Below are 9215 nucleotides of genomic sequence, written 5' to 3'. Positions count from 1 at the left end.
CCCTGTGTGCCAGGGCGCCGAACTTGTTCAGGGAATTAAGCGGCAGGCGATTCGTAGATTTCTGAGTTGATCCCCAGTGAAACGGTGCGCTTCAAGACACCCTCGACGGTGATGCCGGTCTTCTTGTTGCTCATCACTTTCGCGGCGAAGTAGTCCGTTTGACCGTCGACGTACACCACTTTGATTGGATAATCGAAGCGGGACCGATCCATGAAAGCTGCAACGACAGCCAACTGGCCCGCATCGCCCGCATCGAAGCCAATGCTGAGTTCGCAGGTGCCCGCGTCAGCAAGGCCCTTAAGATGCCGGGCACGGCCAGAAGCCAGTGACGAGAAGGTCACATCATTGATCGTGTCGCCGTAGTCACCAATGCTTTCAACCTCGCCAATCTCGACGTAGGTCAGTCCTTTGAGCTGAGTCAGTGCCGCCGTGCGATCCTTGGGAAGGTCAGCGGTCAGGCGCGGACCGATGTGGATTCGCGTGCTGGCACCCGTGTTAATAGTCATAGGTAGTCCTCCTGGGACAGGTGAAAAGCCGCAGCGCGGCGTGAGTAGTGGGCTTAGTGTTCGGTGAGAATGCGCAGCGTGACGCTGCCTTGGTACGTTTCACCGTCAGGCTCTCGCTGAGCCTGTTTGCGATCGACACGGATTGAGATCACGCGACCGGTATCAAGCGGCAATGGCCGCTCATGCAAGGCAGTGTCGATTTCAGACATCAGGCGCTTGATCTCTTCCTGCCCCCTAAAATCGCTCCACACCGACAGGTAAAAGAACCGTAGATCGCGGCGCTTGCTTAACGTATCCGCGTTGGTGGAAATTTCAGAATCGATCGATACGTACGGCTTGGCTTCATTCATGGGTGCCCCGTCGAACACCGGACATGAAAGCTCCGATTCCAACCTGGCGAACAGCGCTACCTGCAGAGCGAATGAGGGATCAGCCATCGGTAACCCCTTCGCTTGCGCGCCTGAGCGTATTGCTCACGGCTGCGCGAATGTCTGCCAAGATGATTTCCCGGTTAACGTCATACGCAGGCCGTAACCACGGGTGCGCGGGTCGGGCCGGAATGTCCGGGTATTTGCCGAAAAAATTCGATCCGTCGGATTTGTTTGTTGCCCGTTTGTTCCGCCCGCCTGATCGCTTGCCTTCGGTATACGCCTTGGTGCCGTACTCGATGAACCGCAGGTAGAAGTAACGCTTGTTCGCCTTACGTCCTCGCAGGCCGATCTGTGCGTCCAGACCGCTTTTGGAGACAAAGGCCGTCAAAGCGGCAGCACCCTCCCCCGTATCCTTGGGAATCAGCTGCTGCATCGTCCCCAGCACCTTATCGGCCGCTTTCTGCATCGCTGGGCGCAGCTCATTGTCGATGTTCTGGTGAATGTTGCGCAGCGTCCGACGCAACTTGAAGTCACCCGAAAGCCGTGAACGACGGGCCACGACTATTCACCTTCAGCGGGCTTGCGCTTCGCCGAGGGTTTTTCTTCAACCTGCTCGGCGATCTTACGGTCAATCAGCTCTTGAGCCTTGTCGGCTGTAACGGAGAACTCCGTCCCCTGTTCGGCGTTCAGATCTGGGCCTGAGAGATTGCCCAATGCACGTAGTTTCATAGCGGTGTGTTCTCCTTACGGGTTTACAACGTTGGAACAGAGCAATCTGAGCATGACCCGCCCGGCGTCCGGCAACGCGGCCTCGATCAGGTAGGTATCACTGGCGCAGGAAACACGCATCCCAGCCACAATGGATTTGCGGTAGCGGACCCGGATCTCAGCAGTGACCACCGCAGTCATCTGGTCGGCGACAGCAGCGATCCGACCGGTAGGAATGGTGATCTCGGCCCAAGCCTTGCCCACTTCAGTCCAGGTTTCAGACGCACCGCCGCCTGGCCGCTTCTCTCTGTCCGATTTCAGCAATGAACAACGACGATCCAGTGGACCTACTCGCATATCAGAACCTCGGCGGAACAGTGATCGGGGCCAATAGAGTGTCGAGCATTGACGAAGGCAACTCGGCCAGAATGGTGCCGACCACCAACGTCTCCCGGTTTTCATGCGCAGTGGCTGCCTGCATCAGCAACCAGGTGCGCACCGAGGGGTAAATGTTGAGGTCGGTACCCGCCTGATAACGGATCAGCAGATCGCCATCTGGTCGACCGTCCGGGAAATACAAGAAGCTTTCCCGGCCCCGATTGCGCAGATTGTGCGCAACCGTCAGCTCGACAGCTGAACCGTCGCCCTGAATCTGGCTGATCGATACCACGGCGTTGGCCTGGCCGACGTCAAGGGCATGACCCGAGCCGTAGTGCGCGGGCCACTCTTCCTCGTATTCGGCAAGCTGGATGCCAGCACCTGTACGTTCTTCGGCCTGCGCGGTGACGCCGGGAATGATCAGTCCCTCGATCAGCTCCGGCACCGTGTCCTCTGGATCGAGGCGGCACTGATAGGCCACCTGCGCCAGTGACAGCACCGGCTCACCGATGTAAGCGATGCGCCGGGCCATAGTCAGGGTTTCTCGTCGTCAGGATCGGTATCGCCAGCGCCGCCGTTTTCATCAGCAGTGGTTTCGGAGAAAGAGCCAGCGCCGGCCGGGCTGTTTTCAGTATCGTCCTGATCAGCATCAGATCCAGAACCGGTACCGGTCGCCGCTGTCGACGATGGCTCGGGCAGCAGGGAGCTGCCAGATGGCGTCACAGAGTCCGGCTTGGCCGACCCTCCGCGCTTGCTGGCCTGCTTATCCTTGCCGGCCTTCGGCTGAGAAGCGCCCTGTGGTTCCTTGATGGCCTGCGCAGCAGCAGCGTCCATGCTGCTGTAGGAGGTTGCCACGCCACCGCCGATCAATGCCTCGGCGGTGTCCTTGTCGAACCCGGCCACATCGCCGACGAAATAGCTGCGCCAGGCCTTGGTGAATCGCACGATTGTTTTTTTGCTCATGATCAGTACCTCGGTACAAACATTGATGAAGGCCCTACCAAAGCGGCAGGGCCGACGGGGCTTTACATGTCTTTGCCCCACGTGATGCCGATACCGACGGCGACCGACTCAGGGTGACGCGGGCCGAAGTCGTGCTTGCTGATCACACGAATCAGTGTCTGATCGCGCTGGAAGGCGCTGACGGTTTCGCCGTTGGTGTCCTTGTAGGACGCCTCGGTACTGATCGCGACCGCGAGGGTGGTGTCCTCGCCGATGTAGCAGTCCGCAAAATTGACGAAGTAGATTTCCGACTCGTTGCCGTTCGCGCCCAGGTTGACCGGGATCTGAGTGGTGAGGGAAACCGGGTAGCCCTTGAGCTGACCCTGATCAATCTCCGGATACGCCTTGTTGCCGTTACCGTCGCGCAGCGCACCGAGGAACCGGATGGTGCGAGGCGCCATCAACCAGCCGCACCCGGCCAGATCAACGTTCGCGGCTTCCAGTCTCAGCATGATCCCGGACAGGTACATCTCGATAACCTGCAGATCGGTACTCGCAGGCGCCACCACCACGTTGAAGGCAGGCGCCCAGTAACGCAGACCCTTGGGCAGAATCGCGCTACCTGCGCTGCGAATGAAGTGCAAGTCCTCGGACAAGCCCATGCTGGTCGCCAGGTCGCTGCTGACCTGACTGTCGATACGCGGGTTAACACCCGAATACGCCAGCAGGTCATTGGAGATCGGCACCAGCGCAGCGGCCTTTTTCGAGGAGAGCTTCAAGTCACCGAACTGCATGTCGGTAACCGGCGCATCGGTATCGGAGCCGATGTACGACACCTGCGTATTGCCGAGGATACGCGGCATGGTCAGGTTGCCGTTGTTCAACGGCAGGCTCACGGCGCCACGCTTACGGACCACGGACTTGGGTCGCAGGGACTCGATCACGCTGGTACTGAAATTCTCCGGTACCAGCACGCCGCCAGAAGCGGGTGTCACGGTGGACAGGGCCATATGAACATCGGCACCGTAACCGCCGGTTTTGGCCATCTCGGCGGCAGCGTGCTGGTTGCCTTGAGCCTGAACCAGCAGGCGTACCATCTGGGCCATGGCAACGCCGGGCTGCGTGGTCTGGCTGAACGGGCCGGAAATGTGCCCCGTCGGGTTGTTGATGTTTTGAGGGTCTTCGTTCAAGGGCTTGGCCGATGCTGCTGCCAGGCGCTCGGCAGTCTCTGCCCGAGCCATCTTTTCAGTCAGCGCGGTGAACTGAGCTTCCAGTTGAGCGAACTGCGTGAGCTGCTCGGCAGTAAGCGCGCCGCCATCCGTTTCGATCTTCGCCAGCGCCTGAATCGAGGCGTTCAGCGTGGCGCGTTCGCTTCGCAATTGAGTTACAAGGGACATGTTGCCTCCTGGGCATAAAAAAACCCGCCGAAGCGGGTTGTTGGTAACTGCCGCGAACGCGGTCAGAGTCTTGCTTGAATGTTCATGGCCGACGCCCGAAGGCCAATCCGGCTTCCCTGCCGCTGCATCCGGCTCTGCGCCACGGCGCGAGACAGATCGTCCACAGCGTCTTGCGGGCTTTGCAGGCGATCGGCAAAGCCAACGTTGATACCGGACTGGCCTCGATACAGACCGGCCTCGGTCGCCCGCACTGCCTCGACGCTCATGCCGCGATAGTCAGCGACGGCACTGGTAAACAGCTGGTAGCTCTCTTGCACCAAGTCGTTCAAGACGCGAATCGACTGATCCGTTAGCGGCTCGTTCGGATTAAGGTCGTTCTTGTGGGCTCCGGCGTACACCGTCGTGACCTTCACCCCCGAAGTTTCAAGCTGCCTGGAGCGCTCCATGTGGCTGGCAATTACGCCGACCGAACCGACGCCACTGGTCTGGCTGACTACCAGCTCAGTGCAGGCCGCCCCGATGAGATAGCCGCCGCTGTAGGCCATGAAGTTGACGATGCCGGTGATGGGCTTGATCTGGGCCATGGCCCGGATGTCTGCCGCCAGTTCGAATGCGCCTACGGCGGAACCACCCGGCGTATCGATATCCAGCACGATGCGCTCGACCATAGGATCAGTAACCGCCTGACGCAGCTGCTGCCGCAAGCCCTCGTAGCTGGTCATGGTTTCGCAGACGTTGACGTGAGCACCGCGGCTAACCAGAAAGCCGTGAACGGGCAGTACTTGCACGCCCGTTGATTCAAGTGCAGCGCGCTCCCGTTCGGCCTGCATGTTGGCCCGATCCTCTGACTCGTCGTCATAGAACCCGAGGTTCGCCGCACCGGCAGGCGCCAGATTGATGATGTTGAGGTTCATTGCCTGGTTAGCCCAGCGCACGCCCAGATCGAGCATGTCAGGCGTCAGCAGCAACGGTTGGTTGAAGAGCAGTCCGGATGCCCGGAGGTGATGTTTCATTGTGCAAGCATCCTTTCGATATCGCGCTGTTGCAGCTCCAGCTGCGCCCGCACCTTTGGATCATTGAGATCAGGCTGTCCCTTCCCTGCGCCAACCATGTTCAGCGGCTGTAGATAAACATCGCCGCCTTCTACCGGCGGCATGTTCTCCAAGCGGCGGATGTCGTTGACCGATAGCCACCCCCACTGCCGGCCAATGGCGTAGGACTCATACCGGCTTTTCTGGTCGCCGCGCAGCAGGCCCGCCATATTGAATTCGATGAAGTAATCACGACGATCCTGCGGCAGCAGGAAGTCGCGCATCATCGACTGTTCATGCCGTTTGACCCACGGCAGCAGGCCGAACACGACGAACTGAATCAGCAGTTGTTCGATGGTGTTGTAGTTGGCCTTATCGAGGTCGTTGACCATCGGCAGCGGGATTTTGTAGATCCGCGCGCAGTCGACACCCGACAGCTTGAGGATGTCGACGATTTCTGCGTCGACGTTAGTCATCGAGACCGGTTTGAAGGTCATGCCCTCCTGCAGCATGGCGACCTTCTTGGCGTTATCCATGCCGCCGAACTTGTTGCCCCACTGGTCCAGAACGCGATCAATCGACCCCTGATCCTTGATCGCCGGTGACTCGCGCGGACGCTCGATCACACCCGATACCGTCACACCATTGGCAAACGACTTACCGGTGTACTGCCTGACCGCCTGGGCAAGGCCAACGGCTTCGGCATGCAGCAGGATCGGTGACAGCCCCTCATAAAAATTGTGGGACTGCCAACGCACATGATGTATCAGACGCATCGGCAACCGATCCTGCAAGGTGCCGACCTGGTAATACGGCAGCATGTCGCTGCCCTTACACACGATCACCTTGTCATTGTGGATCGGCCAGAGCGCGACGACATTGCCGTCGTCACGTCGGTCGATGTAGCTGTAGCTGTTGCCGCGCAGCCCCGCTGCCATCTGACTGCCTTCGCGATGCTCGTAAGGCGTCTGAAAAGCGTTGGGCTGGTAACGCAGAACGTCGTACAGCGGGTGGTTGATTGCTGAATCCCGCTGGCCGTTGCCGGTGCGCCGGTACAGCTCAAGCGGCAACTGCGCGATGCTCTCAGCCAGCAGCGTGACGCAGTTCTGAATGATCGGTACGGCAAGCGCCGACTCCGGCGTAACCCTAGCGCCCGAGCTGCTGCGCCCGGACCCGATCAAGCCTTTCCAAACGTTTCCGTCCGGACTGGATACGACGCTCTGCGCCGATCCGCGTTGCTTGCTGAAGAACATCAGCCACCCCCGTCATGCATGGGTGCCGGAGCGGCTGCCGCTTTGTCCGCCACATAGGCCCACAGCAAAAGGCCGACACCCGCGACGATGAACGCCACCGGCACGTTGAGCATTGCCACTCCGGCCACCAGCAGGCCGAAGCCCAGCAGGCCAGCGACCCAGGCCACCAGTTCGAGAGATTTCATATGCCTGCACCTTCGTCGTAGATTGATTTGCCGCTGCCTTCAATGGCCGTTCCGCTGATGCCCGTCGCCATCAGCGCAGCGACGATGCCGTCAATGCGTCCGGTGGCCTTGGCCTTGTCGGCTTTGCGGTTGTTGGCCGGATCGCAGACGATCACCGCGTTGCCAGCGCACCAGGTCATCACCGGGTTTCCGTCATGACGCAACGTTTCGATGTCGGGAATCTCGCTGACCACCTCGAAATCATCAGGACTCAGGTCAGTGAACTCACCTTGATCCGGGTGATCTTCTTGCGGCGCAAGGCCCAGCAACCGCCGCTCGAACTCGTCTACGGCCGGCCCCATTTCCTTGAAGCCTTGACCGAACGGCACCATCTCCGGCAACTCAAAGTCATGCTCGATCATCAGTTGCTTGAGATCTTCGATCCGCCAACGGTCGTATCCGATCTTGCGCACGTCGAAGTACGCGCAGATCGTTTGCAACCGGCGCAGCACATGCAGCTTGCTGATCGCACGCCCGGGCGTGGTTTCCAGATCGCCGTTTTTGATCCACAGCGCATACGGCACCTTGTCGCGCTTTTCACGCTCAGCGAGGTCGTGGTCCGGGATCCAGAAATACGGCAGCAGACGCCAGTGCGGGTCCGCCGCTGTGGGATAAAACAACAGCACGAACGAGGTCAGGTCGGTGGTGCTGGACAAGTCGAGGCCCGCAACGCATGGCCGATCCCGGAGCAGGCGCATCCGAACCTTTTCCTCTGCCTGGCTCCATACCTCCCACGAGATCCACGGCGATTCCGCCTGCGTCCACTGACAAAAGTTCAGGCGCCGGATCACCGATTCTTGCGCCGGCAGGCCACGTGCCGACTGCACCTGCTCACGCAGGTATTTGCGGCCAGGAATGCCGTCTGTTTGCCCTTCGGCGATGAAGTCCAACGATGGGTTCACCTTGGGCCAGCAACGCTCATCCTTGAGCGGATCGTCGCCTTCGTCCAACGAGCAGATGAAGGCAAAAAAACTGTCGTCGTGTTCCTGACCCGAGCAGATACGAACGCCCAGCTCGTGGTACTGACCGCACACCGTCTTCTTGTCCGAACCGCTGTTGGTGATCATGACCACCATCGCCTTGCGCCGGTTCTTCGTGCCCGCGCGCATCATGTTTACGGTGGTCGCGTTCTTGTGTTCGTGGAGCTCATCCAGCAGGCCGATGTGAGGCCGGGGGCCGGACTGCCCTTCGTCCGCGCTGATCGGTTTGAAGAACGACTTCGTGTTCGGGTAGTAAAGGTTCCAGACCTTCTCGTTCCGACCCGACTGCACGACGCGGCTCGCCATGTGAGGCGACATATTCACCATGCTCACCGCATCCCGAAACAGGATCATGGCCTGATCGTGCTTCGTCGCAGCAGCGTAAATTTCAGCGCGGTTTTCATCGTCTGCCGCCAGACCGTACAGACCGATGCCGGCCACCAGCGGGCTTTTCCCGGACCCCTTGCCCGTCTCGATGTACGCCAGGCGAAAGCGTCGGTAGCCGTCTTCTGTCATCCAGCCGAACAGACTGCCGACTACGAAGGCTTGCCACGGCGCAAGGAAAAACGGCATCCCCTCATACTCGCCGCCATTGAGGCAAAGCACTTCCTCGAAAAACCCGATCGCACGATCAGCCGCTTCCTGAACCCAGATCAACCCACGCTCCGGGCCGTGCTCAATATCGCGCAAGTGCCGGGCGCAAGCGTTGCGGATATCCGGCCCGGCAACGATTTCATCCGCCAGAACGGCATGGGCGAAGGCCGCTACCCGGTCAACTGAAGTATCGAGCTGCGGCGTCTCGTTGCTCATTGGGGAAAAGCTCACCTTGTGGCGCCGGGGCCGTTTTCAGATTGCGGCGGGCCATGGGCGAAAACCCGAACTGCGCACCAGCGGCGTTCGCGCGCTTTTCAGCGTCATTCGCCAACTGCCGCAGGACGTGCATTTGCTGCGCGCCAGTTTTGAAGGTCTGTATATCCCCGCCGAGATCGTCTTTGGAGTCAGCGTTGCGCTTTGCGATCAGCCGCTGATAACGCAGCCAGTCCGCATAAGCCTGGCAATACGTCGCCAGCGCCATCTGGTCCAGAGTGGAAATCAGCCCCAGCACCGTGAGGTCTGGAACTAAACGTTCCCATTCGGCCACCGCATCGTCGCTGAGCACGTCAGGCATCGGCGGAGCCGCCACTGGCACGGCTGGTGACTTGATTTCCTCAATCAGCTCGTCGAAGTTTTTCTTGCTGCGGTTGCCCTGGAGAATGTGCAATGATGCGGGCTTGCCTGGACGCCCGGAATTTCCATTTCCCGCCATGTCAAACCTCCTAAAATTCGATACCCCCCCTCCCCATTTTTCCCGCATTTTGCGGACGGAGGGCGAGAGGCGGTCTAGTGTTGGATAGGAGGAAACTTTTTCACCCCCCCCTACCCATC

At 59.8% G+C, this 9215-nt stretch carries 13 protein-coding genes; all 13 read right to left on the bottom strand.

The features are described 5' to 3' along the window. Positions 1-35: 35 nt before the first annotated feature. Positions 36-506: a phage tail tube protein gene (locus tag ABDX87_RS20000; protein ID WP_346829437.1), complete on the bottom strand. Its 471-nt coding sequence runs from the start codon at positions 504-506 to the stop codon at positions 36-38. A 53-nt stretch (positions 507-559) separates the two neighbouring features. Then, positions 560-943: a DUF3168 domain-containing protein gene (locus tag ABDX87_RS19995; protein WP_346829436.1), complete on the bottom strand. Its 384-nt coding sequence runs from the start codon at positions 941-943 to the stop codon at positions 560-562. Continuing rightward, positions 936-1436, bottom strand: coding sequence for an HK97-gp10 family putative phage morphogenesis protein (locus tag ABDX87_RS19990; protein ID WP_346829435.1), 501 nt, complete (start codon positions 1434-1436; stop codon positions 936-938). Before ABDX87_RS19990 ends, ABDX87_RS19995 begins: the two co-directional genes overlap by 8 nt. 2 nt (positions 1437-1438) lie before the next feature. After that, on the bottom strand, positions 1439-1606 hold the full coding sequence (locus ABDX87_RS19985) for a hypothetical protein (RefSeq protein WP_346829434.1): 168 nt from the start codon (positions 1604-1606) through the stop codon (positions 1439-1441). A gap of 15 nt (positions 1607-1621) precedes the next feature. Then, entirely contained in the window at positions 1622-1942 is a 321-nt protein-coding gene (locus ABDX87_RS19980) for a phage head closure protein (RefSeq protein ID WP_346829433.1), read from the bottom strand. A gap of 1 nt (position 1943) precedes the next feature. Next, positions 1944-2495, bottom strand: coding sequence for a hypothetical protein (locus ABDX87_RS19975; RefSeq protein WP_346829432.1), 552 nt, complete (start codon positions 2493-2495; stop codon positions 1944-1946). 2 nt (positions 2496-2497) lie between these two features. Beyond that, positions 2498-2926, bottom strand: a complete 429-nt coding sequence (locus ABDX87_RS19970) for a hypothetical protein (RefSeq protein WP_346829431.1) — start codon at positions 2924-2926, stop codon at positions 2498-2500. Between the two features lie 62 nt (positions 2927-2988). After that, on the bottom strand, positions 2989-4302 hold the full coding sequence (locus ABDX87_RS19965) for a phage major capsid protein (RefSeq protein WP_346829430.1): 1314 nt from the start codon (positions 4300-4302) through the stop codon (positions 2989-2991). 62 nt (positions 4303-4364) lie between these two features. Next, entirely contained in the window at positions 4365-5315 is a 951-nt protein-coding gene (locus tag ABDX87_RS19960) for a S49 family peptidase (protein WP_346829429.1), read from the bottom strand. Next, positions 5312-6586 carry a phage portal protein gene (locus tag ABDX87_RS19955; RefSeq protein WP_346829428.1) on the bottom strand — a complete coding sequence of 425 codons (1275 nt, stop codon included), beginning with the start codon at positions 6584-6586 and terminating at the stop codon, positions 5312-5314. The genes ABDX87_RS19960 and ABDX87_RS19955 overlap by 4 nt, the downstream gene beginning before the upstream one ends. Further along, entirely contained in the window at positions 6586-6771 is a 186-nt protein-coding gene (locus ABDX87_RS19950) for a hypothetical protein (RefSeq protein ID WP_346829426.1), read from the bottom strand. The genes ABDX87_RS19955 and ABDX87_RS19950 overlap by 1 nt, the downstream gene beginning before the upstream one ends. Then, entirely contained in the window at positions 6768-8600 is a 1833-nt protein-coding gene (locus tag ABDX87_RS19945) for a terminase large subunit (protein WP_346829425.1), read from the bottom strand. The genes ABDX87_RS19950 and ABDX87_RS19945 overlap by 4 nt, the downstream gene beginning before the upstream one ends. Continuing rightward, the gene (locus tag ABDX87_RS19940; protein WP_346829424.1) at positions 8563-9144 is read right to left on the bottom strand and encodes a phage terminase small subunit P27 family; all 582 of its coding nucleotides are present in this window, start codon (positions 9142-9144) and stop codon (positions 8563-8565) included. The genes ABDX87_RS19945 and ABDX87_RS19940 overlap by 38 nt, the downstream gene beginning before the upstream one ends. Positions 9145-9215 lie beyond the last annotated feature (71 nt).

The organism is Pseudomonas abietaniphila, assembly GCF_039697315.1.
GTDB lineage: Bacteria > Pseudomonadota > Gammaproteobacteria > Pseudomonadales > Pseudomonadaceae > Aquipseudomonas > Aquipseudomonas abietaniphila_B.
This window is presented reverse-complemented; position numbering and strand designations above follow the sequence as displayed.